Origin of the sequence: Streptomyces sp. NWU339, from assembly GCF_003143855.1 — a bacterium.
GTDB lineage: Bacteria > Actinomycetota > Actinomycetes > Streptomycetales > Streptomycetaceae > Streptomyces.
Window position 1 is genome coordinate 1 of the sequence record NZ_QFRK01000015.1, and the last position, 23,172, is coordinate 23,172.

Genomic DNA, 23,172 nt, shown 5'->3' on the forward strand with positions numbered 1-23,172 from the left:
CTCCACCACCGCGCGGGCCCACCACGACGCCGCGGGGATGCACCTGGACGAGGACGTGCTCACCGCGTTGGAGAAGGCTGCCGCCGAGGAGGAGAAGGCCAGGTCAAAGGGGGCAGCTACGAAGAACGAAACGGGCAGGACGCCGAAGCCGATCCTGAGCGGGAAGAGCGACGACGCATCCGGCSCCGGCGAAAGCTCCGGCTGAAGGCGGCCCTTCTCGGACGCTCGCGGGGCGGGCAGACGAGCAAGGTCCACCTCGCCGCGGACCGCAGGTGCCGCCCGCTGGTGTTCGTCCTGACCGCTGGRCAGGCCGCCGACAGCCCGCAGTTCATCCCGGTGCTGGGGAAGATTCGGGTCCGCGGTCTTGTCGGCCGCCCCCGTACCCGGCCGGACGCGGTCGCCGGGGACAAGGCCTACTCATCCCGCCGCAACCGCGCCCACCTGCGGAAACGCCACATCAAGGCARTCATCCCGGAGAAGTCGGACCAGGCCGCCAACCGGAAGAAGAAGGGCTCCAGGGGCGGCCGGCCCGTCCGCCACGACGCCGACCTCTACAAGGAGAGGAACACCGTCGAGCGCCTGATCAACAAGCTGAAGGCCTGGCGAGGTATCGCCACCCGGTACGACAAGACCCCGGAGAGCTACCTCGCCGGCCTCCACCTGCGCGCCTCGATGATCTGGATCAAAGACCTCACCCGAGGCGCCCATTGATCACGACTCGATACGCGCCCTAGCTTGCTGGCTGTGCTCTGCTCGGCGCAGCGGGGGCGGGCGAAAGATGCTCCAGGCCCGCCCCTCCCCGGGGCGGGCCTGGAGCGCGGGCGCTGTGTGGGTCAGGCGCGGCTGTTGTAGTAGAGGACGTCCCAGTGGCTGCCCTCGCGGGCGTATACGTTGCCGGCCGGCGACTTGTACAGCTTCGTGCCGTCCTTGCGGGCGCTGGCCTTCTTGAAATGGCTGGTGATGTAGCGGTCCAGGCATCCGTCCCGCTTGGACATGTCCACCTTGTAGCCGTTGCGGTGGGAGTACGTGCCCGAGGCGTGGCCGACCTCAGTGCCGGCGGTGATGGTCACCCGGCACTTGCTGAGCTTCTTGAAGGCGATCGCGCCGGCGACGGTGGCCTTGTTGATGTTGGTGAACGAGGTGCACCCCCTCGTGTTCCAGTTCGCACAGTTCTTGCTGGACGTCCAGGAGACGCCCGCCTTGCGGAACTGGGCCGCCGCGTCGTTGTGCCGGGCGGGCGCTGTCACGTTGTTGGGTGTGTGAGTGTCTGATGGCGCGTCGGGGCGTGGTGGGCTTGCGCTTCGGGCCTGGGGTCAGGCTGTGGTGGGCCGGCCGGCAGCGCCGGTGATCTGATCCCAGATGGCGAAGCGGACGGTCATCTCGGCGCGGTAGTGGGCGGCGGTCATCAGATGGCGGTGAGGTCGGAAGTGGAGGGAGATGCCGCTGAACGCGGCCAGGAACTGCTGGGCCCCGCCGACGGAGCGGAAGCCTTTCATCGCGCGTTCGCGCTGCCGGATGGGCTGGTGGCTGTTCTCTGCCCGGTTGTTCAGGCCCTGGTGACAGCGGTGCTCGACGGAGGGCATGACCTCGCGGTGGGCCGCGCCGTAGGAGCGCAGCTTGTCGGTGACGACCACCCGCGACACCGAGCAGGTCTTCTTGAGCAGTGTGCGGAAGAACCGCCGGGCCGCAGTGGTGTCCCGGCGGTTCTGGACCAGGATGTCGAGCACGGTGCCGTCGGCGTCGACAGCCCGCCGCAGATACTTCCGCTCTCCGTTGATCTTGATGAAGACCTCGTCCAGGTGCCACGTGTCCCCGGGCCGCGGCCGACGGCGGCGCAGTCCGTTCGCGTAGGCCTGGCCGAACTTCAGACACCAGCGGCGCACCGTCGCGTGGGAGACGATCACGCCGCGCCCGGGCATCAGCTCCTCCACCTCACGGAATGACAACGGGAAGCGGAAGTACAGCCACACGCAGTGGGAGATCACCTCGACCGGGTACCGGTGCCCCTTGTACGACGGCGACGCGGACGACCCCCTCCCCGGCACGACCAACTCCAAGATCATCCCAGGCCGGTCAGCCAACGTGACAACGCCCTCGGCGGGACACGATCCTCCTTCCGACGACCGGTGTGGTCCTTTCCCGATGCGCAAGTCCGATGCGACTGGTGAGATCGGCCCGAGCAGCTCGGGTGGGGCCACGGCTGTGCCCGGGTGACGGTCGTCACGGCCCCTGAAGCCGGGCTGCCAGATCCTCGGGCAGGGCGTCCCGATTGGTACGGGTCACTTGGACGAGCGTGATGTCAGGGCGCTGCTTCAGGGCGTCGGTGAACGGGTCACTGTGAGCGTGGACTGTGGCAACGATGTCGATGTCGGACTCGAACAGGCACCGGACCGTGTCCTGGAACGCGGTGCACGCCAGCTCCATACGCCCGAGCTCGTCGATGAGCACGAGATCTCCAGGAACAGGATCCGCTGCGGCCGACCTGAGCGGCGGCAGCGCGAGCCGCTCCATGACGCCCAGATCGACGCCGTACCGGCCCACCCGCGGTGGGCCCGGGAAGTCGACATGGGCGAGCACGGCTCGCAGACCGCCCTCCAGTGTCTCCAGCGCGAAACCGCTCCTGGTACCGCCGTGCCGTATCTCCTCCGTGGTGAAGCCGACAGCCCCACGGGTGCGCAGGAGCGCTGCCAATCGGCGGACAATGGTCGTTTTGCCCGCGCCGGGGCGTCCCTCGAGCAGGATTCTCATCGGCATCTCGTGCTCCATGTCAGGTCCGTCCTACGGGAGCTCAGGGGCGTGGTGTTCGGCGACCATGCTGCGATCCCCCGACGTCTCAGCGGGGAGGACGACGACGTCTCGCCACCGCTGACCTGGTCGGCGGTGCCGGACGGCACGTCGGAAGTTCCGGCCGGATGGACTGGGGCGGGCCGATGCCTCCGCCGGGGCACACCGCTGCTTCGGCAAGGCTGCCGGGATGTTCGCCAGGCGCGCTTGGGGCCCCGCGTGCCGCATTGCTCACCACCAGGCGCGACCGGCCAGCAGGGTGTCCGCGGTCAGCTCGACGCGCTCGCCGTTGGCGTCGTAGCCGAACATGCGGGTGGGCGCGTTGAGCGCCTCGGTGTGGCTGGGATAGGTGAAGTAGAGGAGTTCGCCGCAGTGCTCGGCGGCGTCGTCCAGGAGCGACTCCTGGCAGGTGCCAAGGACCGTGATGCCGTATTCCTGCGTGCATTTGGCCAGGGCTCCGAGGACCTCCTGGCGATGGTGCGTGCCGAGGGAATCGCCCAGTTCGTCGAGGATGAGCACGCGGCCGCGCGGATGGGGTGAAGCGAGGAGCGCGGCCAGGACCAGATGAATGGAGAACAGCTTCTCCTGCGCCGAGTTGGTGACGTTGTCGTAGGGCAGCAGAGGGCCGTGGGGAGTACGCCGCCAGTACGGTGTCACTTCGCAGCGCCACACGTCCTGCAGGGAGGGCGGCGGGGTGAGCGCACGGTGGAGTTCGGCACCGTACAGGCCGGCGTCGCGGTTCAAGGTGGCGAGGGCGTCTTCGATGTCGTCCAGGGCTTGTTCGAGCCGCAGGGCGATGCTGCCTTGTATGGTCCGCAGGCTCATCCGAAGGTCGGCGACCTTCTGCTCGCCGAAGGCGATCCGGTCGGCGCGCTCGGCGCGCCCGGCGGCGATGCGCTGGGCGGCCGAGGCGTCGGAGTCGGCGAAGCGGTCGAGCCAATCCTGCAGAGCGCGGGCGGGCGATGCGAACGCGGTGGCATCGGCGAACGGGCGGTCGGCACTGTCGTCGCTGAGATCGCTGCGGCGCCGGACGGCGTCCTGGAGTGCGGCGGTCGGCGCGCCGGCACCGGTGTCGATGTCGATACCGACCGCCTCAAGGGCATGGTCGAGGCGGCGGCCGGCCCGTTGGCGCAGGGTGCTCTCGCTGCGGCGTTCGGGTTGCGGGGGCTGTCCGTTCCCGGCCACGGGTGAGGTCGTGGAGCGGCGCAGGGCGCGGAGGGCGGCTTCGCGGCTGCCGCCGTGTTCTTGCCAGTGGGTAATGTCGAGAGCGGCGATCTGCTTCTCGAGGGCTGCGTGTTGTCCGGCGGCCTGCCGTTCGACCGACCGGGCCTTGTCGATCACGCTCTGGGCTTGAGCGTGCTGGAGAGCACGGGTCGCGTGGGCGACGGCCGCTTGCTGCAGGACGCTCTCGGCAGCGTCCCGTGCCTGCTTGCGCGCCGCGGTCTTGCGCTGGAGAGTGGCGAGTTCGCGTTCGAGCGCGGGGCGCTGGGACCGTAGGTGAGCGGCCGAAGCGGCGGCCTCCAGGTGTCGGAGCAGTTCCTCGCTCTGCGCTTCAGCCTCCCTGGCCCGGTCACACAGCCGGTGCACAGCGGTGAGGTCCTGCTCCGCCCGTGCCACCCCGGTGCGAAGGCGGTCGACGAAAGCGGCTCGGCCGGTGAACGGTTCGGTGAACCCGCCCACCACGTACAGACCGAGGGCGTCGTCGACCGCCGTGTCCGGGCCGTGTTCCAGCCGCATGCGCGTGGTCAGGGCATTCAGGAAGCCCCGAGCGGGGTCGTCGGCGTGTTCATTCGTATCGTCCGCTACGGCGATCAGGACGGCGCCCGGTTGGTCGGCCAGGGCTCTGCGGGCGGCCGGGACGTCGGATGCCCTGATGCACACGGCGTCGCCGTACAGCGCCAGGCATGGCCCCCATGCGGAGCGCTCCTCGGGGGGCAGGCCGAGCCCGTCGAGCAGCCCCGTGGCGCTGATTCCCGCCGTGCTCAAGGTGCTGATCGTCCGCCCGGCGGGGCCGTAGCGTCCTTCTTCGGCCCGGGAGAGGTCGTCGCGGGCGTGCTGAAGCCGCATGCCGGCCTCGGCCAGGCGGACCTCGCAGGCGACGGTGCGCTGATGGGCCCGTTGTGCCTCGTGGCGGGCGTCATCGAGATCCCCCCGGGCCCCGGCCGCGGCATCCTCGGCTTCCTGGAGCGTCCGGTTGAGCGAGGCGAGCCGGTGACGTGCGCCGCACTCGTCCTCGTGGGCCAGATCCAGCAGCCGCTCGGCGGTCTGCTGGGCGAGTTCTGCCTCGTCGCGCCGGTGTTCCAGGCGCGCAGGGTCTTCGAGCGCGTGCTGAACGGCTTCGGCCGATGAACGCTCTTCCCGGGCTCGTTCGAGCGTCTCGGCCTGATCGTCCAGCGCGGTGTGCAGTTGCTCGACGCGCTCACAAGCGTCGAGCAGCCCGCGTGCGTAGTGCAGGGCCCACAGATCCTGAGCGCGGGCGAGTTCCTCGCGCGCGCTGCTGCGCTGGGTGACGGCGCGCAGGGCCCGCTCCTCGATCGCGTGATTGTCGACGTCCTCCGTCCGGCCGGTCTGCAGCTCGCGCTCGGCTTCGCTCAGGTCATGGCGCAGGGAGGCGTCGGTATCCAGCAGGGAGGCGCGGCCGGTGAGTCCGATCAGTGCGGTGCCGATGCCGGCGGGAGTGAACAGGCCGGTGTCGAGCTTGAGCAGGGAGGGCCCGCCGCGCCGTTTTCCCCGGGAGGTCAGGAAGGCGAGGCAGCGGGGGACGGGACCGTACAGGGCGGTCGCGTACCGGGTTGCTCCCAGCGAGGACGCCGACGGCAGTCCGCGGTAGATCTCGGCGGCCTGATGGTGGCGTTCGTCGTCGTCCTGGGCGGTGGCCAGGTGAATGCCGGGAGCGTGCCGGACCTCGACGTAGGTCGGAGTGGCGGACAGCTTCATCCATACGGTGTGGGCGGTGCCGGCGAGGTCGTCCGGGGCAGCGAAGAGCCCGGCGATGTAGCCGGTGGTCGCGGGTGCGTAGCCCTGGGCGGCCACCCCGGCGGTCTGCGGTTCGAAGAGCAGGTCCGCGACGGTGGCCGGACCGCTGCTGTGCATCCGCCATTCCGGGTCGCCGAGGAGCAGCGCGACGGAGGCCAGCCAGCTTGTCTTCCCGGACTCGTTCGCGTCCCTGGGGCCTTTTCCGGAGACGGCGACGAAGCAGCCGGGGATGAGCCCGACCGCGGCGGAGGGGTGCCGGGCGATGTCGAATGTCTGGACGCACAGCAGCTGCCGGTCGTCGATGATCCCCAGGCTCATCGGGGCATCGCCCGGGGGCGACGCTTCTTGCGGCGGGGGGACGGTGATCATGGTGCTGTCTCGCGCAAGGGGCCGGGCCGGCGGCCGGGGTGCGGCTGCTCCTGGCGGCGCCGGCGGATGGCCCGTGCGTTCATGGAGTCGGGCCGGGTGACCAGTACCAGGTCCTCCCACAGCCGGTTGGACTGCGCGTCGGTGAGGCGCAGCAGCGCGGGGCCGGGCAGCAGGGTGCGGTGGAAGCCTTCCCTCAGCAGGCGTCGTGCCTTCAGGCGGCGTACCGCTGGACGGAGTTGTTCGTAGGTGAAGTACGGATTGGCGTACAACTCCTCGACGCTGGTGCCCGGGCCGTCCGTGAGCCAGGTCGCCGCGCCGTGCACGCCGCGGGCTCTGGGGGCCGCCACGGTACGCAGCAGCACCAGCACCAGCACCGCCCGGTCCACCGGGGGGAGGACCCCGATGCCCTCGGCGGCCAGGCGCTCGGCCACGCCGTCCTCGTAGCCGCTGGTGAAGCCCTTCGTCCCGTGGTGCTCGCGGATCAGCAACACGCGGCCCAGCGCGGCCAGGCGACGGGCTACGACCGCCCGCAACGCATCGCTCTGCAGCGCGGGAAAAGCCTCGCGGGGCACGAGCCCGTCAGCGGTTTCCACCGCGGCTACGGCAGCCTGGACCTGTGCCTCGTCGTGGTCGGACAGCGGTGCCTCAGTCATCCTCGTCCTCCCCGATGTCCTGCTCGATGTCCTCCTCGATCGGCGGGGTGTCCGCGGCGTCCCCCATCGGCGGGGCGACGTCCGGGCCCGGGAGCAGGTCGTGGAAGCGCCGCATGGTCTCGGCGAAGGTGCCGGGCAGCGCCGCCACCGCCGGCCCCAGCCGCAGTCGGCGACCGTCGCGGATGATCAGCAACAGCCATTGCAGCTCGCCGTCGAGGGCGGCCTTGGCAAAGTTCACGTCCAGCCCGATGTCACCGGCCGTGTCCAGGATCTCGGCCCGCTCGAAAGGACGGCCCGGGTACGGGGGCAGGCGTGGGTCCGGCCACGCCTGAGCCAGACACAGGGCGAAGGTGATCGTCTGGGTCGGGGTGAGCCGGGCGACCGGGTAGGTGCCCAGTTCCTCGGGAACCGGAGTGTCCGACCAGCCCAGCACGAGCGCGCGGCCAGGCAGGCCCGGACGGCTGACGGCACCGGCCGGCGCGGGCCACGGGTAGTCGCACTCCACCAGATGGCGCCCTGCGGCACGAGCCACCTCGTCGGCCTGCGCCACAAGGTTCGCCGGAAGCGGGTCAGCGGGGAGTGCGCCGCCTGCCCGGGCGGCTGCGAGGATCAGCGCCGCGTCAGGATTCTTCATCACCTTGTTCGCTTGCCACCAGGTCCGGCGGCAGGACCGCCGGGATGTGTGTGCGGTGCACCGTGACCGGGTGCAGGTGGGTCACCCATGCCTCACGGTCGATGATCAGCTCGGTGCCCATCTCCAACCTGTACGGGGCGTGGCGATCGGCATCCAGCATGATCAGGTCGGTCAGGAGCCGGACGGCCCGCGGCCACCGCGAGCGACGCAACTCCTCCGTCATCTCGGCCCGGTCCTGCTCCAGGAGCATGCGGTCGGCGGCCCGCTCGCGCCGTGCCCGTTCGTGCACCGCTCGCTCGGCCACCGCGCCGAACGGATCCCGGTCGGCAGACCCCTCGGGCACCGGGGGCCGGTAGCGCACCCGGTGACGAGGCACGAACGACTCCAAGGCGTCCACCACAGCCCCCGGGTCGAGCCACACCTGCGGCGCATCGGCCACCAGCGCGAGGCCGGCCTCCGCGAGCTGCTCCGGCGGGGCGTTCCGGGCGGCCTCCAGGTATTCCTCGGCCGACAGGACGTCGATTGCCGGCGTCGTCCCGGCGCGGTCCAGCACACGCAGCACAGCCTGTGCGGCCCAGTGCGCGTACCGCTGCTCGGCCTCGACCATGACGACGGCCTGGTGGGCGAGGTCGACGTCCTTCGGGAAGTGGCGGTTCACATCGTGATTCAGGCGCAGGACCCGATGGTCCAGGTCCTGATGGTGGTACTGCCACTGGTCCTCCATCAGCTCCTTCAGTGTGCCGTCGAGGACCAGCGCTTCCAGCTGCACGGCGAATGTCTGGAACACCCACTGGCAGAAGACGATGTTGTGGGCGACCGCTTCACGGTCAGGGTGGTCGCGGTCGAGAAGCTCCTGCGTACGGTCCAGCAGGACGATCAGCTCGTCGATGCCGCCGCGGCTTTCCAGCCGGTCGCAGATCATCAGGAAGACCGCGCCGAGCGGATGGAAGGAGTGCCGCAGCTGGTGCTTCTTGGACCGGTGGGGACGAATGAGCCGCTCGTTCTCGAAGACCTCCCACCGGGACTCGAACGCCTCCACCGAGTAGGCGGGAGAGGCATGCTGCGTGATCCACTCCCACACCTCGGTCTTCGTCGCCCCACCCTGCGCGCTGTGGGCCGCGAATCCTTCCGCGATGTCCCGGGTGATCTGCCGATGCGTACGGTCGGTGACGGTGCCCCCACTGTGCCGGGCAGCCGCCCCCACAAAGGTCCGCAGGTTGTCAGACTGCTGAGCGTCGCTCAGCCGCCGGTTTGCGTCGACATGGGTGTCGTCGTGCACGGGACTCACGCCGTGCCCCCTTCATACAGGGCCCTCCCGTGCCATCATCCCCGCACCACGTCCGGCCTGCCAGCCATGACCGGATGTGCATGTGGCGTCCACGCCGGCCTGGGCCCTCGCCGGAGGGATCCGCCCACAACGGAAGGGAGCTCTGCTGGCGCCGGCACCCGCGCACGGTGCACGTAGGAGCGGGGACCACATTGCCGGGCCCGCGGAGGTGTGCACAGCGCCCGATGCGTGGTGTTCCCGGTCCTCGGGCGGCGACCGTCGCGCGGCCGCCTGCCCACAGCACGAGGGGGAGGGTTTCACCGAGCCGGACTCTGGCCACTGCTTATCGAGACTTGCGGGACTTGTCGTCGAGGCCGGCCCAGGAACGACTGCCGGCCGAAGAGGATCGCCCTCCAGATGCGGACGCCGATCTGGTGCCGCACCCGGACGCCCGAGGTCGGCGACGTCCGCGGGTGGTGATCGACCAGCGGCTGGAGGTCAAGCGCCCTACCGGCTCTCGCGTTGTTTGCCGGTGGCGGCGTCCCGCCCTGTGGCGATGTCCTGTCGGGTGACTTCCCGCAGGTGGTCATAGCGGCCAGACCACTCCAGCAGCACCGGCTGGATCTCGTTGAGGTAGGTCCATGCCGTCTGCCGTGCGCGAGGCTCGGACCGCGGGCCGCCGTCGAGGAGAGTCCGCGCCCAGGCTTCAACGTCCCGGCGGATGCCCGGGGACACCCCGCGGAGCTTGCGTCCCAGCCACCGGTCGACCGCAGGGGCGCGGTCGTCGCTGAACAGCCCAAGGTGGTCGAGTACTTCGGCGGTCCGCATGACCGGAAGCCCTCGGACGCGCAGGGCCGGGAAGAGCTCGGAGTACCGGATCGGCTCGCCCTCGCGATAGCCGGACAGCACGATGACCAGCGCCCGATCGACGTCGCTGACGATCCAACGGCTCCATCCACGGGCCTCGCCCAGTGCCCGAGCGGTCTGCCGGGCCCGGACCAGCCAGGGAATGGCCAGGTCCGCGTGCCGTTCCCGGTCGAACCGGCGGAAGTCGCGGGGAAGGGTGAACAGCGGCAGCTGCACCCAGCCGGTGATCACGTGAGGCGGCTCGGGAGGCGGCGGTGGCTTCAGCACTCGTCGTCCTGCCTTGCCGACCGGCGACCCGCCGTTCTTGGGCCGCTGCAAGTTCGCGAAGAACAACTGCCGGCAGGTCACCTGCCGCAGATACGGTTCGATCACCGATGCCTTGCCACCGGCCTTGATCGCCCAGGACGCCCGGGCCCGGCAGAGACGGCAGTAGCCGTACTTGTCATCGACCGGAACCTGCCGCCGGCAGCCGACGCATTCCGCGACGGCATGTTGCTGACCGTAGGTGTAGCAGCCGCTGCAGTACCGGCCCGGCAACCGACCCAGGCGAAGCAACCTGTGCGGGAGGCCGCAGGCTTGTTGTCGCTGATCTTCCCCATCGTGGTCGTGGCCTGTCACATCGGCGGCAGCGAGCGACCATCGCGCCGCTTGGGCACCACGGCCGGGGTCACCGCCGAGCCGGTCGTGGCCCCCTGGACACTCACCTCCTGGTCCGGGCGCTTGACCTTCTCGGGCTCAGGGGCCACCCGGTCAACCGGCCGGTGTCAGCCGGTGGGGGTGCCCTTGATGGCGCAGGCGCGGCACGGGGGCCGGCCGCATATGCACTGCATGATCGCTTCAAGGACCCCGCGGTCGTGGTAGAGGCACTCGTCCCCGCAGGTGTGGCGCGGAATGAAGCCGGCCTGGAGCTCGTCCGGCCACGGCTCCTCGCCTTCCCGGCAGCGGGCGAACCGCTCGGGGTCGGCGGCGTGCAGCTCCTGCATGCCCGTCCGGGCCTCGTTCTCCATCTGGCGCACCAGGGCCAGCGTGTTCTTGAGCTCGGCTGCGAGGTCGGAATACCGGTCGTCGCCTGTCCGCACATGGGCGGCCCGCAGAGCCATTGCGGCATTTCCCAGAAACCGTCCGGCGTCCTGGAGGTCCGTGACATGATGCAATTGAATGCCTGTCACGCCGCGTACCCACACGGCATCGCTTCTCACGTGTCCACCTTTCGGACTCTGGGCGCCTGTATCCCATGCGGGCATGGCAGCACGCGGAAATATCCCGCAGGTGCCTTCGTTTCTCGTTCGGGAGCCCGCTCGAGGCACCTCCCGCAGGGAGGTAATTCTGCGCTTACTCCATGGACGTTAAAAGACGGCGGGCGAAAGCGTCCAGCCGTATCGGAGTGAATCAGGCCACCTGGGTGCTGGTAAATGTTGGCAGTGTTACTGGTTGGGCTGGTGGTGCTTATGCGGGGCCGCTCGGGACCTGATTCGGGTGCCGGTGGCGTTGCCTCGCGGTCCGTCCGGGGTGCGGTGCGTAGGCCGCCGGACGGGTCGGGCAGTCGGATGGGCAGGGCAAGGGGCCGCCGACGGCCGGAATCGCTCCGGCCGTCGGCGGCCCCTTCGGTCCGGGGCGGTGGGTGCCGCACCGGGCCTTGGTCGGGAGGGTGTGTGGCTCCCTCGTTTCAGCAGGTCGCGGGCTTACGAGGACACCGCGCACCGTCCGCGCTCTTCGGCCATCGGGCCCTCCCGAGTCGGGCGGATGTCGAAGTCGAAGATCGCGGTGGGGAGGTAGAGCGAGCAGCAGGAGTTGGGGATGTCGACGATGCCGCTGATGCGTCCCTCGACGGGCGCGGACCCCAGGATCAGGTATGCCTGCTCGCCGCTGTAGCCGAGTTTCTTGAGGTACTCGACGGCGTTGAGGCAGGCGCGGCGGTAGGCGACCGTCGCGTCCATGTAGTAGTTCGTGTCGGTGTCGTGGTCGACGGAGACCCCGACGAAGGAGAGGAACTCCGAGTACCGCGGCTCGACGTTGCCCGGCATGAAGATGGGGTTGGTGGTCACGCCGTACTTCTCCATGCCTCCCTTGATCAGGTCGACGTGGAAGTCGATGAACCCGCCCATCTCGATCGCACCGCAGAAGGTGATCTCTCCGTCGCCCTGGCTGAAGTGCAGATCACCGGCGGACAGCTTGGCACCGGGGACGAAGACGGGGCAGAAGACCCTCGATCCCCGGGTGAAGTTCTTGATGTCCTGGTTTCCGCCGTTCTCCCGACCGGGAACGGTGCGGGCACCTTCCCGCATGATGCGGTCGGCGGCGTCTCCCGTAGACGTGCCCGCGAGTGCGTTGTCGGCGAGCGGAGGCAGGCCCAGCGGCGGAACCCGGCCCGGGTCGGTGTCGATCAGGGCCTGCTCGCGCCGGTTCCACCGCTGCAACAGGTCGGCGGACGGCGCGGTGCCGAAGAGTCCCGGGTGAGTGATACCGGTGAAGCGGACGCCGGGAAGGTGCCGGGAGGTCGCCATCTGGCCGTGGAAGTCCCAGATCGCCTTGACGGAGTCCGGATAGTAGTCGGTGAGGAAGCCGCCGCCGTTGTTCTTGGCGAAGACTCCCGTGTAGCCCCAGCCTTGCCCCGGCGCGTCGCCCCTCTGCTGGGGGACTGGCCCGAGGTCGAGGATGTCGACGATGAGCAGGTCGCCGGGCTCCGCGCCCTCTATGCTGATCGGCCCGCTCAGCATGTGGCAGCGGCTCAGGTCGATGTCACGTACATCGTTGGCCGAGTCGTTGTTGCCGATCTGCGCGTCGGTCCAATCACGGCACTCGAGGCGGAACTCGTCGCCCGGTCGCACCGTGGCGACGGTGGGGACATCCGGGTGCCACCTGTTGTGTCCGGGGACATCCTGATCACGCATCGACTTGGACTGGTCGACGCTGAAGACGACATCAGGCATGAGTGCTCCTTGTGCATTTCGGTACGGTGGCGGTCGGGCATGACGCTTGAGGTCCAATGGGGGACGCGGCACGTCTGCCTGGTGACAGGTTCTTTTTGAAACACCTCCCTACAGTTCTCTCGGTGACGTCTCCCGAAGACGTCCGACTAATAGCCGCCGCTGCCCGCCGGGGTGCCCTGCGCCACCTCTGGCCTCGGCGGCGCCTGACGGCGAGTGAAGACCCACAGCCCCCCGAACACCACGACGGCGAAGGCTCCCAGCGCGATGGCGATCTCGTCGGTGTGCACCCAGTAACCGGCCAGCAGCAGGTATGCAGGAATGACGCCGGTGACCCAGCCCTCGATGGCCGTGACCCATCCGACGTACTGGGTAAGGCTCTCCATTTTGAGCCCGAGCAGCAGGAAGAAGAGCATCCACAGGAACGACCAGTAGAGCCATATCGCACCGAATGGATAATCCTTGAAGAGCCGGAAACTGACGAACGAGAAGCCCAGGGCGACGATGGACACGAAAAGCGAGTAATACCCGACGCCCGTCGTGTCCAGGCCCATGAGCAGACCTACCCCCACATACAGGTATGTGAACCCGAAAAGGAATATTCCGGACGCCAGGAGGATTTTTCGCGGATCCCCGTTCGCGGCGATGATGAGATATGTAGGGGTCAATACCTGCAGACCACCTACGAACAGGTTGAAAATTGCAGCGGCCCGGGCGTCGACCTTTCCCAGGAGCATCATCCCGTTGAGGAACAGCACCGCGCCGACGAACAGCAGACCTACGTTAGCCACGGGGGATCACCCTAGTACCCTAAGCGTTGGAGAACAGTTCCGATTCCGGGAATCCGGATAGGGGCGTCCGGGATATGGGTGTCCGGATATTTTTGACTCGTGCTTTTCTCGTTTTCGCCGTACTGCTCTGCGGCCGGTGCGGGTCGGCCGCCGTCAAGGGCGTGGCAGAGAGGCGGTTGCCGGATGAACGCTCGCCGAACCGCGTCGCGTCGGCGGCGGCCCGGAGACCACCGACGGGCTCTCCCGCGACTGTTCTTCCTGCTCGTGCAGGCCTTTCAACAGCTTCGACGGCACGCTCAGCGCCGGGGACGAGTACACACGCCGCGCCACGGCCGCGCAATCCGGGCACACGTACTCGACGGGCGCCGTTCCGATCGGTAGCCGCACATCGAAATCTCCGCAGCGGTGGCACGAATATCCGTAAGTCGCCATATACGCCTCCACCCCCGCCCGCGCCGGGATTCCTTGCCCACCCGTACCCGTACACGCCCATGAGCGGGGCTCAACGTCGCAGAAGATGCGTCACTCTCCAGGCAACGCTTGTGGGAACCCGTTGTCAAACGGAGACACCGTACTGCCGAATTAAAAGAAGTCCCGGAGATCGGTGTTCCGGCAGGGAGCTGTCGAAAAACAACTCCTCGGTTCACTGAGCCCCTTCCAACCTGACGGGTGGTTGGGCTGCGGCCCCGGCGGCGGGCATGAAGAAAGCTCCTGGTAGACGGGTTCACGACCAAGATCACCGCATCCGCCAGGAGCTCGTGTGCTTGTCTACCCGTCTGCCATCGATCTGTCCAGCCGTACCCTGCGTCGTCTCTCCGGTCTGCTGGCGGGTCACCGACGCCGGATCGGTTCTCGCTGGCGCCGCCTGAGCTGCGGCCGGCAGGCTCTGCTCGTACTCGCCCACCTACGCTGTGGCGACACCTACAGCCGCCTCGCCGCCGGCTTCCGGGTTGGGATCGCGACGGTCTACCGCTACATACGCGAGGCCGTCGGCCTCCTGGCCACCCTCGCCCCGACGCTGGAGCAGGCCATGCACACCATCCGCGGGAAGGCGTACGTGATCCTCGACGGCACACTCCTGCCGATCGACCGTGTTGCGGCCGACCGCCCGTACTACTCGGGAAAGAAGAAGCACCACGGGATGAACGTGCAGGTCCTCGCCGACCCGGCCGGACGGCTGCTCTGGGTCTCGGACGCCCTGCCCGGCGCCGTCCACGATCTGACCGCGGCCCGCACCCACGGCATCCCCGCCGCCCTCGCCGCCGACGGCATCAAGTGCTGGGCGGACAAGGCCTACCAGGGCGCCGGRCCCGCCGTCCGCGTCCCGATCCGGGGCAAGCACCTGCGCGGCTGGCGCCGCCGCCACAACCGCGATCACGCAAAGATCCGAAGCCTCGGCGAACGCGCCATCGCCACCCTCAAGTGCTGGCGAGTACTCCGCAAGCTGCGCTGCAGCACCACGAGGATCACCACCGTCGTCCGCGCCATCGTCGCTCTCGAACTCACCAGCTGATCAAGATGGAAACGGCTCACTGTCACCGCAGCTGTAGTTCTTGATCTTTGATGTGTTTGTGCAGGTCGGGTGGCTGCGGCGGTGATGTTGTTCCAGCGGCGGTGGCAGGCCTGGGCGGCGGCTTGATGGCGGCGGCGTCAGGCGGACCAGCGTAGGACGTGGTCCTTTCCCCGGTGGGGCTGGGGGAAGCGCGGTGGTCCTCAGCATGTTGAGCAGTTCGCGGACTGCCGGGCGGGAGTTCGCTCTCGCTGGTGGCCCGGGTGGTGCGGACGCGGGTGACGGCCAGGACGGCAGCCGCAAGCAGGCTGATCAGGCTCCAGTGCATCCAGGAGTTCCCGCGGGTCACCTGGCCCTGGTCGAGGCCGGTGATCGACTTCGCGTTCTGGAAGGTCTTCTCGATCTTCCATCTGGTGCAGATCGCATGGACGAGATCGGCGAGCGCGACGGGGACGGCGGAATGGCAGCGATAAAAGGAGAGTTCGCGGGTGTAGCGGTGACGTCGCACGACGAGGAAGGAGTGCACGTCGCCTGGGGCATCCCCGGTGTCGGGGGTGTCGTCGGGTTGGACGTCGATGATTGCCCAGTCGTAGTGGCGGTCGCCTTTGAGGCCGTGGCCGGTGCGCATGCGCATCCAGGCCCGGCGGGGCAGCCGAGTGGCCAGGGCGGTTGAGGTGAAGCGGCCGGCCGGGGTGGAGACGGTGTGATCGGCGCGGACGGCCAGGGCGTAGTCGAAGCCGAGCTCGCGGCTCCGGGCGCGTATCCCGCGGCCGCCGTAGACCTCGTCGCCGGCCACCCAGCGGGCCTGTATACCCAGGCGGCGGGAGTGGGCCAGCATGACCACGGCCAGCTGGGGCTTGGTGGCGAAGCAGAGGTCGTCGGGCACGTGGGTGAGCAGGCGGCGTTCCTCGTCACTGAGCGTTTTCAGCGCTGACGCTCCAGGGTGAGGACGGCGGCGGAGCGTGCCGACAGGCGGTTCGGGCTGGATCGAGCCCGATGGAAGATCCGCCAGGACTTCAGCCTCGCGGCGCTCCGTTCGACGGGTGCTCGCGCCGCCGACAGCGCCCGGTTGACCGTGCGCCGGGTCGGGGTGAGTTCCTGACCAGGCGGACGCCTGAACGGCGTCGTCACCCAGGGGCCGGCTCCGATGTAGGCGCGGTTGGCAAGGACGGGGACGCCCCGGCGTTCGCAGATCCGGATGATCTTGTGGGTGCGGGCCGCGGTGAGGTCGTGGGTGCGGCCGGGCAGCGTGGGTGAGATCCACCGCAGCCTGCCCGCGGGATCGGTCACCACCTGCACGTCCACGCCGTGGCGGCGGTGCTTCTGGGAGAAGTCGGCCCGGCCGTCGCCGACCCGGTCGCACTCGGCGAGCGTGCCGTCGAGCAGGACGTGCTCGGGGCCGGTCTCCCGCAGCACCCGCAGCAGTCCGGGCGCCCGGCGGGACAGGTGGTCGATGACGGCGGTGGCATAGGCGTGAGCGATGCCGACGGAGCTTCCGAAGCCGGCGGCGATCTGCGCGAGCGTGTCGTGCCGGCGGAGGTGGACCAGGCCGACGAGGGCCCGCTGGTGGGGTGGCAGCTTGCAGCGGCGGTCACCCTCACGGGTAAGGCATGAGGCAGGTCGAGTGCGGCAGGATAGGGAACCAACGAGGCTCCTGCGCTGATGAGTTGAGACGTCGAACACCTCTCTCAACGGCACGGGAGCCTCGTGCGTTGCGCCCACCGACCTCATCACCCGATCGGTGGCCACTCTGAAAACGCTCCTTACCTTCTTGGCGGGCCGGTTCCGCTCATTCGTACGATCGGGGGCCCAGGGGTGCCGGGTGTGGCTCAAAACGCTCATGCCGATGATGTGGCTTTCAGTGATTGGCCGCCCGGCACCCTGCGACGACACGGCCACTCATGGGGATGCGCGAACCTCATCGCTTCGTAAGGACACGTCGGCGTGGCCGTCTGCCGGGACCGGGAACACGGATCCTCGAGGAGGCATGAGTGCCGCAACTGTGGGCGGGAACGGACGCGGGCAAGAGCGAGCATCACTGCACGGTGATCGACGCCGAAGGCGAGCGAAGGCTGTCACGGCGGCTGGCCAACGATGAGACGACTCTGCTCGAGCTGATCGGCGATGTCCTCGAGTTGAGCGAGGGCGAGCCGGTGACCTGGGCCGTCGATCTGAACGCGGGCGGTGCCGCACTGCTGATCGCGCTGTCGGCCGCCCACGGACAGAAAGTCCTCTACATCCCGGGCCGGACCGTCCACCACGCCTCCGGCTCCTACCGGGGCGACGGCAAGACGGACGCCAAGGACGCCTACGTCATCGCCGACCGGGCCCGCATGCGCCGCGACCTGCACCCCCTGCAGGAACAGGACGAGATCGCCGTCGACCTGCGGATCCTCACCGCCCGCCGCTACGACCTCACCGCCGACCGCACCCGCGCGATCAACCGGCTGCGCGCCCAACTCCTGGAGTACTTCCCCGCCCTGGAACGCGCCTTCAACTACAGCACCTCCAAGGCCGCGCTCGTCCTGCTGGCCGGCTACCGGACGCCGACGGCCCTGCGCCGGATCGGCCGGACCCGCCTGGCCGGCCGGCTGTCGAACCGCAAGGTGCGAAACGCCCGGACGGTGGCGGCCACCGCGCTGGAGGCGGCACAGGCCCAGCACACGGCGATTCCCGGCGAGAGGACCGCGGCAGCCATGGTCCGCACCCTGGCCGCCGCGGTGATGGCCCTGGACGAAGAGATCGCCCGCACCGACGCCTTGATCGAGGCGCGGTTCCGCGAGCACGCGCACGCTGCGGCGATCACCAGCATGCCGGGCATGGGCGGCCTCCTCGGCGCCGAATTCATCGCCTGCACCGGCGGCGACCTGGACGCCATCGGCAGCTCCCGTCGCCTGGCCGGCATCGCCGGCCTGGCCCCTCTCCCCAAGGACTCCGGACGCATCAGCGGCAACATGCGTCGGCCGCGCCGTTACCACCGCCGCCGCCTGTGTGTCTTCTGCCTGTCCGCCCAGGTCGCCGCCCGGTACTGTCCGACGTCCAGGACCTTCTATGGGCGCAAGAGGAGCGAGGGCAAGTCGCACAAGCAGGCTGTCCTCGCCCTCGCCCGGCGCCGCCTCGACGTCTTGTGGGCCCTCATACGCGACCGGCGGACCTTCACCGTCGAGCCACCTCAACGTGGCCTCGCCGCGGCATAACGCGGTCACCGTCCGCTGCCGCAGCCCTTGACAAACCTGATTGGAAATCACTGATACAGGGCTGGACTGGCTCGCACCGCAGAATTAGCTCTCTTGAGAGCATGCGTCCCTTATGGGTCTTTTTCGCGGCGCGGCGGACCGGGTCTGAAACAGGACGTTCACCAGTGACCTTGCGGGCAGCCGCCCGGACCAGACTTCAGGGCGCATGAGGAAGATACGACGCACTTCCGCGCGGGCACTACCAGTGGGCGACCGACCCCGGAAGGTGGACAAGTGAGTGAAGACGCCGTGTGAGCCAGAAGCGTGACGGGCATCCAACTGCATCACGTGACCGATCTTCAGGACGCTCGTCGGTTCCTGGGCAACGCCGTCATGGCGCTGGGCGCAGCCCATGTGAGAACGGGGGACGCCAGGTTCTCCGGTCTCGCCGACCAGCTCAAAGTATTGGTCGCCCAAACGCACGATCTGGAGGGCGAGGCACGGGAGAGCAGCACCGGCTGCACTCCACGGATCCCGAGCGGTTCATGGAGTGCAGCCGGGAGGGCGAGGAGCCCTGGCCGGACGAGTTCCAGGCGGGCTTCGTCCCGCGCCACACCTGCCAGGACAAGTGCCTCTACCACGACCATGAGGTGCTGGATGCCATCCTGCAGTGCACCTGCGGCCGGCCCCCGTGCCGCGCTTGCGCGATCGCGGGGGCGTCCTGACACGGAGAACACGGAGAGCGGAGCGTGCCATTTCGGCCGCCTGTGCACGGGCGGTGACGGCCCCGCCGACTCCTACCGTGTGCGTCAGACGGTGTACGAGCGGGCCCCGGTCCCGGCAAGCCTGCCGCCCTCCACAATGAGGTACTCCTGACGGATCGGGCGGTTGTCGAACCAGCACTCCAGGATTTCCCGGACGCCTGCCGCGTACCTGGCCTGCGCGGAGAGCGTCGAACCGGACACGTGCGGTGTCATGCCCTCGTGCGGCATGCCGCGCCACGGGTGGTCCTCTTCCGGCGGCTCGGGGTACCAGACGTCCCCGGCGTAACCTGCCAGATGGCCTCGTTCCAGAGCGCGTACCACGGCGTCCCGGTCGACGATCAGCGCGCGGGCTGTGTTGACGATGTACGACCCTCGCTTCATGGTCGCGAGCATCTCGTCGTCGAAGAGGTTCACTGTCTGCGCGTGCAGCGGCGCGTGGATGGAGAGCACGTCGACGGAGGCCGCCAGGGAGCGGGCATCCGCATGCCAGGTCAGCCCCAGCTCCTGCTCGAGGTTTGATGGCAACCTGTGCACGTCGTTGTAGTGCAGCTTCACATCGAACGGCTTCAGCCGGCGGAGCACTGCCATGCCGATCCGTCCGGCACCGAAAACGCCGACGTCCATGCCCTCCAGGTCGTAGTTCCGCGAGACGCTGTCGGCCACGTTCCACCCTTGGCGGGCGGTGACCCACTCGTGGGCGGGCAGATAGTTGTGGACGAGAGCGAGGATCTGCATGACCGCGTGCTCCGACACGCTGATGCTGTTGCTGTAGGTGACCTCCGCCACGGTGACGTCGTGCTCGATGGCGCTCGGCAGGTCCACGTGGTCCGAACCGATCCCGGCTGTGATCGACAGCTTCAGGTGCGGTGCGCGCCGGATCCGGTCAGGGGTGAGATAGGCGGGCCAGAACGGCTGCGAGATCACCACCTCGGCGTCGGAAATTTCCCGTTCCAGCACGGAGTCGGGCCCCTCCTTGTCGGAGGTGACGACCAATGTGTGGCCCCGTTCCTCCAGGAACGGACGCAGACCGAGTTCGCCAGAGACGCAGCCGACCAGCTCACCCGGCTTGAAGTCGAGGCTCCGGGGGGTGGGCGCCGTCTGCCCTCCGGGATAGCCGCTGATGACGGGGATCTCATCTCGGGCATACCTGGGCGGGTAGCCGTCAACGGGATCCGGATAAAGCACCGTGAGAATCTTTGCCATGGCCGTACTCCTACGAAGGCCGGCGCACAGGCGTGGTCCGGTAACCGCGCATTCGCTCCGGCCGGCCTTGCTGTCCAGTACCGAGTGACCGGGCCGCCGCACAACAAACGGGCCCAAACACACTGATCACCGCGCCCGCAAAGCCCCGACCGAGCAGCATGCGGCGCGGGGGCACGTCCTTTCCACCCGATGGGGCCCGCCGCGTCGTACCCGCCCAATTGGCACGGCGACGCAGGGCGACCCCAGGCGCATCTCCAACTCGCCTTGACAGGCCGTCGTCACAGGCGTTGCCTGGAATAAGAAGCCGTATCCCTATCGATCGTGAGGACGGTGCTGAACGAACAGGGTGCCTGGTCGGGTGATCTTGGCCGGGTGGGTACATGAAGGCAGGGCCCCTGGTGCAGCACGAGGGTTGTCGAAGCCAACTCGTGAGACTGAAGGCCCTGTTGATGTAGTTGTACGCGGTTTCGTCCTTCGAGTTCAACTCGGTGCCGTCGGCATGCGATTGCCTCGCTCACCGGTTCGGGAACGCGGCCGACCGGCCGGACAGGACACGGCGGTATCCGTCGGATCTGACCGATGCGGAGTGGGCGGTGGTGCGTGACGCGCTGCCGGTACCTGCCTGGCTGGAGGGCCGGGGCGGCCAGCCGGAGGGCTACTGCCACCGGGCGATGCTCGGTCAATGCCACGAAGTTAGGGCTCGTAAAGAATCAACACGTTGCTTCGCGGTCGCTCCGTCGTTGGTGTGGTATGCGCATACCGAGCGAGGTTAATGACCAACTTGCCCTGAGGTTCGGGGTGTTGTTCCCTCATCTGAATGAGCGCCAGCAGCGGTTGGCGCTGGCCACCGAGGCCCGGCTGCTGGGGCACGGCGGGGTTCGGGCCGTCGCACGTGCCGCAGGGGTGAGCGAGACGACGGTGCGCAAGGGGGTCTTCGAGTTGGAGGGCGGCGAGGACCCACTGTTCGATGGCCGGGTGCGCCGCGACGGCGGCGGCCGCAAAAGCGCCGATGAGCTTGACCCGCTGCTCGTTCCGGCGTTGCTGGCCCTGGTGGAGCCGGACGAGCCCGGTGGGGCTTCGTCTCATGGCTCCGGGCAGAGGCCCCGCCAGGATGTTCCCCGGCGGGTCTCGCCCTATCACCGGCGCTGTCACGCGTCTGTCACCAACTACGCCGACTCCCCCGGACCGGAATGCCCTGACCTGGCGTTACGCGCTCATCTTGGACTGGTTTAGAGGTCCTAACAGAGTGCTCGGACGCGCCGGTACAGGATGAGGCAGACCGCCAACTGCAGGAAGCCGTCGTGGATGTCGTCCCGGCGCTCCCAACGGATCCTCAGATGCCGGAAACCGTGCAGCCACGACAGGCCGCGTTCGACCACCCACCGGTGGACGCCCAGGCCCGAGCCGTGGGACTGCCCCCGGCGGGCGATGACCGGGGTGATGCGCAGGGTGCGGACCATGCTGCGGTAGCGGTCGTGGTCGTAGCCGCGGTCGGCGTACAGCCGCCGCGGCCGGAACCGGGGACGCCCGCGGCGRCCGCGGACCGCGGGAATCGCCTTGAGCAGCGGCATGAGCTGGGTGACGTCGTTGCGATTGCCGCCGGTGAGCGAGACCGCGAGCGGAGTGCCGCGCGCATCGGTGATCARGTGGTGCTTCGAGCCCGGCCGGGCGCGGTCGACCGGGCTCGGGCCGGTTTTGGGCCGCCCCGCAGGGCACGCACGTGGGTGGGGGTGCCCCCGGCGAAGCCAGGGGGAGCGTCGATGGCGGCGCGGGAGAAGTCCAGCTGGTTCGCGCCGCGCAGCTTGGCCGGCAGGATGGCCTGCAACTGCTGCCAGACGCCGGCCTGGTTCCAGTCCCGCAGCCGGCGCCAGCAGGTCATGCCCGAGCCGAAGCCCAGTTCCTGTGGCAGCCACTCCCACTGGATGTCGGTGGCCRGCACGAACAGGATGCCCTGCAGGGCCTTGCGGTCGTCCAGTCGCTTGCGGCCCGGATGGTCGGGCCGGCGCTCGACCACTGGCAGCAGCGGCTCGATCAGGGCCCACAGGTCGTCGTCGATTTCCCAGGGCTTGGGGCGGGACATCGCGCACCTCCTGGTCAGAGCGGATCCGCACCGACATCTCCAGATTAGCGCAAACGTTCTATTTTGTTAGGTCCTCTTAGACCGACTGGCGAATGGATCACTTGAGACGTCGAGTGGTGGGGCGGCCGTCCCAGCGGTAGCGGCTCGTCGAGCGTCGGATGAGCATGCGGAGCGTGACGAATGCGGTGGCGAGGTAGAGGTGGAAGCCCACGGCGCTGCCGTCCTTCTCGGTGCAGCTCCGCAGCTTGCCGTAGCCGTTCATCCACGAGTGCGAACGCTCGACCACCCACCGCTTGCCGGCCTGGATCGGTGCGGGGACGCCCTTACGGGCGATCTCGCCGGTGAAGCCGAACTCGTCGAGCAAGGCGCGGGGCCTGGCGCTGTCGCAGCCGCGGTCGAGGTTGATGTTCACCTGCTCGGGGAGTGCTCCCACCTGGGCTTTCGTTGCTTCGAGAGTGGGGCCGAGGAGCGGTGAGCCGTGCCGGTTGGCGCCTGCGGAGACGGTCCCCAGAGGGGCCCCGGCCGCGTCGGAGGCCACCGATCGCTTCAGTCCCCGTTTTGCCCCGGTCGACCGGGAAGCGTCCGGCTTTCTCGCCCCCCGAGGGAGCTTTCGTGATGCAGCCGTCCACGGAGGTCTCGGCCAGTCCGAGGCCGATCATCCGGTCGTACGCCTGGAGCGCCAGGGCATGGATCTCCTCCGATATGCCCATCTGTGACCAGAGTTTGACGCGGCGTCGGATGGTGCGGTCCGAGCAGCCCGGACTGGCGATCCGCTCGTATCCGCTGCCGTGGACCAGGGCCTGCACGATGTGCTCGAAGACGATCCGGTCCGGGACCCGGCGGCGGTGACAGCCCAGCGGGTGGGTCGGCGCATGGTCGTCCCGCACGGGCAGCAGGGCGACGAACTGGTCCCACAGGGGTTCGAGCAGGCAAGCTGGCACAGCAGGCACGGGTCCTCCGGTGATCACTGAGCGTAGAGAACTCCATGATCACTCAGGCCCGTGTCTTTCTCGTGCCCAGTGCGTCCGGCCGTCAGGCAGCCCACCATTCGCCGGTCGGTCTTAGCTTGATTTGTATTACCGGGAAATGACACGTCTCTTCAGTGCAGCCTTGCCGTACGGGACGGATCGAACGTTGACATACCCGTAAAGTGCACGTTCCTGAGGCGGGC

Annotated in this window: 18 protein-coding genes and 4 pseudogenes; 5 read left to right on the forward strand and 17 right to left on the reverse strand. The window is 68.7% G+C overall.

From position 1 onward, the window contains the following. Positions 1-711, forward strand: a pseudogene (locus DIZ27_RS19305) (IS5 family transposase); the annotation flags it as partial. 122 nt (positions 712-833) lie between these two features. On the opposite strand, the gene DIZ27_RS19310 reads toward DIZ27_RS19305, so the two are convergent. From DIZ27_RS19310 to DIZ27_RS48775, 12 genes are all read right to left on the reverse strand, one after another. Then, on the reverse strand, positions 834-1,247 hold the full coding sequence (locus DIZ27_RS19310; protein ID WP_109379688.1) for a hypothetical protein: 414 nt from the start codon (positions 1,245-1,247) through the stop codon (positions 834-836). 66 nt (positions 1,248-1,313) lie between these two features. Further along, entirely contained in the window at positions 1,314-2,063 is a 750-nt protein-coding gene (locus tag DIZ27_RS19315; protein ID WP_109379689.1) for an IS6 family transposase, read from the reverse strand. A gap of 157 nt (positions 2,064-2,220) precedes the next feature. Then, positions 2,221-2,754, reverse strand: coding sequence for a nucleoside-triphosphatase (locus DIZ27_RS19320; protein ID WP_109379816.1), 534 nt, complete (start codon positions 2,752-2,754; stop codon positions 2,221-2,223). Positions 2,755-3,015: 261 nt separating this feature from the next. Beyond that, positions 3,016-6,078: a hypothetical protein gene (locus tag DIZ27_RS19325; RefSeq protein WP_109379690.1), complete on the reverse strand. Its 3,063-nt coding sequence runs from the start codon at positions 6,076-6,078 to the stop codon at positions 3,016-3,018. Between the two features lie 47 nt (positions 6,079-6,125). Continuing rightward, positions 6,126-6,782 (reverse strand): hypothetical protein, encoded by a 657-nt coding sequence (locus DIZ27_RS19330; RefSeq protein ID WP_109379691.1) that lies wholly within the window; start codon positions 6,780-6,782, stop codon positions 6,126-6,128. Further along, positions 6,775-7,416, reverse strand: a complete 642-nt coding sequence (locus DIZ27_RS19335; RefSeq protein WP_146228962.1) for a hypothetical protein — start codon at positions 7,414-7,416, stop codon at positions 6,775-6,777. Before DIZ27_RS19335 ends, DIZ27_RS19330 begins: the two co-directional genes overlap by 8 nt. Beyond that, complete coding sequence (locus DIZ27_RS19340; RefSeq protein ID WP_109379693.1) at positions 7,403-8,704, reverse strand: hypothetical protein; 1,302 nt, start codon at positions 8,702-8,704, stop codon at positions 7,403-7,405. The genes DIZ27_RS19335 and DIZ27_RS19340 overlap by 14 nt, the downstream gene beginning before the upstream one ends. A 486-nt stretch (positions 8,705-9,190) precedes the next feature. Then, positions 9,191-10,087, reverse strand: coding sequence for a hypothetical protein (locus DIZ27_RS19345; RefSeq protein ID WP_109379694.1), 897 nt, complete (start codon positions 10,085-10,087; stop codon positions 9,191-9,193). A gap of 227 nt (positions 10,088-10,314) precedes the next feature. After that, positions 10,315-10,650 carry a hypothetical protein gene (locus tag DIZ27_RS19355; RefSeq protein ID WP_258308450.1) on the reverse strand — a complete coding sequence of 112 codons (336 nt, stop codon included), beginning with the start codon at positions 10,648-10,650 and terminating at the stop codon, positions 10,315-10,317. A gap of 582 nt (positions 10,651-11,232) precedes the next feature. Beyond that, positions 11,233-12,480, reverse strand: a complete 1,248-nt coding sequence (gene fmdA / locus DIZ27_RS19360) for a formamidase (protein ID WP_109379695.1) — start codon at positions 12,478-12,480, stop codon at positions 11,233-11,235. A gap of 146 nt (positions 12,481-12,626) precedes the next feature. Further along, entirely contained in the window at positions 12,627-13,268 is a 642-nt protein-coding gene (locus DIZ27_RS19365; protein WP_109379696.1) for an AmiS/UreI family transporter, read from the reverse strand. A gap of 153 nt (positions 13,269-13,421) precedes the next feature. Continuing rightward, a complete protein-coding gene (locus DIZ27_RS48775) occupies positions 13,422-13,700 on the reverse strand; it encodes an FmdB family zinc ribbon protein (RefSeq protein ID WP_146228963.1) in 279 nt (92 codons plus the stop codon). A 328-nt stretch (positions 13,701-14,028) separates the two neighbouring features. Between DIZ27_RS48775 and DIZ27_RS19375 the strand changes: the two genes are divergently transcribed. Next, entirely contained in the window at positions 14,029-14,781 is a 753-nt protein-coding gene (locus tag DIZ27_RS19375; RefSeq protein WP_109379698.1) for a transposase family protein, read from the forward strand. 22 nt (positions 14,782-14,803) lie between these two features. Here the strand turns inward: DIZ27_RS19375 and DIZ27_RS19380 are convergent, their stop codons facing one another. After that, positions 14,804-15,664, reverse strand: a complete 861-nt coding sequence (locus tag DIZ27_RS19380; protein ID WP_181383598.1) for a transposase — start codon at positions 15,662-15,664, stop codon at positions 14,804-14,806. Positions 15,665-15,702: 38 nt separating this feature from the next. Further along, positions 15,703-16,424, reverse strand: a pseudogene (locus DIZ27_RS19385) (transposase family protein). Positions 16,425-16,769: 345 nt separating this feature from the next. On the opposite strand from DIZ27_RS19385, the gene DIZ27_RS19390 reads away from it, so the two are divergent. Together DIZ27_RS19390 and DIZ27_RS47165 are read left to right on the forward strand one after the other, a co-directional pair. After that, positions 16,770-17,975: an IS110 family transposase gene (locus DIZ27_RS19390; RefSeq protein ID WP_109379699.1), complete on the forward strand. Its 1,206-nt coding sequence runs from the start codon at positions 16,770-16,772 to the stop codon at positions 17,973-17,975. A gap of 524 nt (positions 17,976-18,499) precedes the next feature. After that, complete coding sequence (locus DIZ27_RS47165; protein ID WP_258308451.1) at positions 18,500-18,679, forward strand: hypothetical protein; 180 nt, start codon at positions 18,500-18,502, stop codon at positions 18,677-18,679. A gap of 84 nt (positions 18,680-18,763) precedes the next feature. Here the strand turns inward: DIZ27_RS47165 and DIZ27_RS19400 are convergent, their stop codons facing one another. After that, entirely contained in the window at positions 18,764-19,921 is a 1,158-nt protein-coding gene (locus tag DIZ27_RS19400; protein WP_109379700.1) for an NAD-dependent formate dehydrogenase, read from the reverse strand. Between the two features lie 750 nt (positions 19,922-20,671). Between DIZ27_RS19400 and DIZ27_RS19410 the strand changes: the two are divergent. Continuing rightward, positions 20,672-21,004, forward strand: a pseudogene (locus DIZ27_RS19410) (ISAzo13 family transposase); the annotation flags it as partial. Positions 21,005-21,159: 155 nt separating this feature from the next. Here the strand turns inward: DIZ27_RS19410 and DIZ27_RS19415 are convergent. Next, positions 21,160-22,001, reverse strand: a protein-coding gene (locus tag DIZ27_RS19415; protein ID WP_109379701.1) for an IS5 family transposase whose coding sequence is annotated in 2 segments (ribosomal slippage) — positions 21,160-21,617 and positions 21,617-22,001 — 843 coding nt in all. Because the reading frame shifts where the segments join, the coding sequence is not laid out codon by codon here. 97 nt (positions 22,002-22,098) lie between these two features. Continuing rightward, a pseudogene (locus DIZ27_RS19420) lies at positions 22,099-22,951 on the reverse strand (IS5 family transposase). Between the last annotated feature and the right edge of the window lie 221 nt (positions 22,952-23,172).

Coding starts and splice junctions, on each gene's coding strand:
- DIZ27_RS19315 (WP_109379689.1), bottom strand. CDS start 2,063: ATGATCTTGGAGTTGGTCGTGCCGGGGAGGGGGTCGTCCGCGTCGCCG.
- DIZ27_RS19320 (WP_109379816.1), bottom strand. CDS start 2,754: ATGCCGATGAGAATCCTGCTCGAGGGACGCCCCGGCGCGGGCAAAACG.
- DIZ27_RS19325 (WP_109379690.1), bottom strand. CDS start 6,078: ATGAGCCTGGGGATCATCGACGACCGGCAGCTGCTGTGCGTCCAGACA.
- DIZ27_RS19330 (WP_109379691.1), bottom strand. CDS start 6,782: ATGACTGAGGCACCGCTGTCCGACCACGACGAGGCACAGGTCCAGGCT.
- DIZ27_RS19335 (WP_146228962.1), bottom strand. CDS start 7,416: ATGAAGAATCCTGACGCGGCGCTGATCCTCGCAGCCGCCCGGGCAGGC.
- DIZ27_RS19355 (WP_258308450.1), bottom strand. CDS start 10,650: ATGGCTCTGCGGGCCGCCCATGTGCGGACAGGCGACGACCGGTATTCC.
- fmdA (WP_109379695.1), bottom strand. CDS start 12,480: ATGCCTGATGTCGTCTTCAGCGTCGACCAGTCCAAGTCGATGCGTGAT.
- DIZ27_RS48775 (WP_146228963.1), bottom strand. CDS start 13,700: ATGGCGACTTACGGATATTCGTGCCACCGCTGCGGAGATTTCGATGTG.
- DIZ27_RS47165 (WP_258308451.1), top strand. CDS start 18,500: ATGGAGTGCAGCCGGGAGGGCGAGGAGCCCTGGCCGGACGAGTTCCAG.
- DIZ27_RS19400 (WP_109379700.1), bottom strand. CDS start 19,921: ATGGCAAAGATTCTCACGGTGCTTTATCCGGATCCCGTTGACGGCTAC.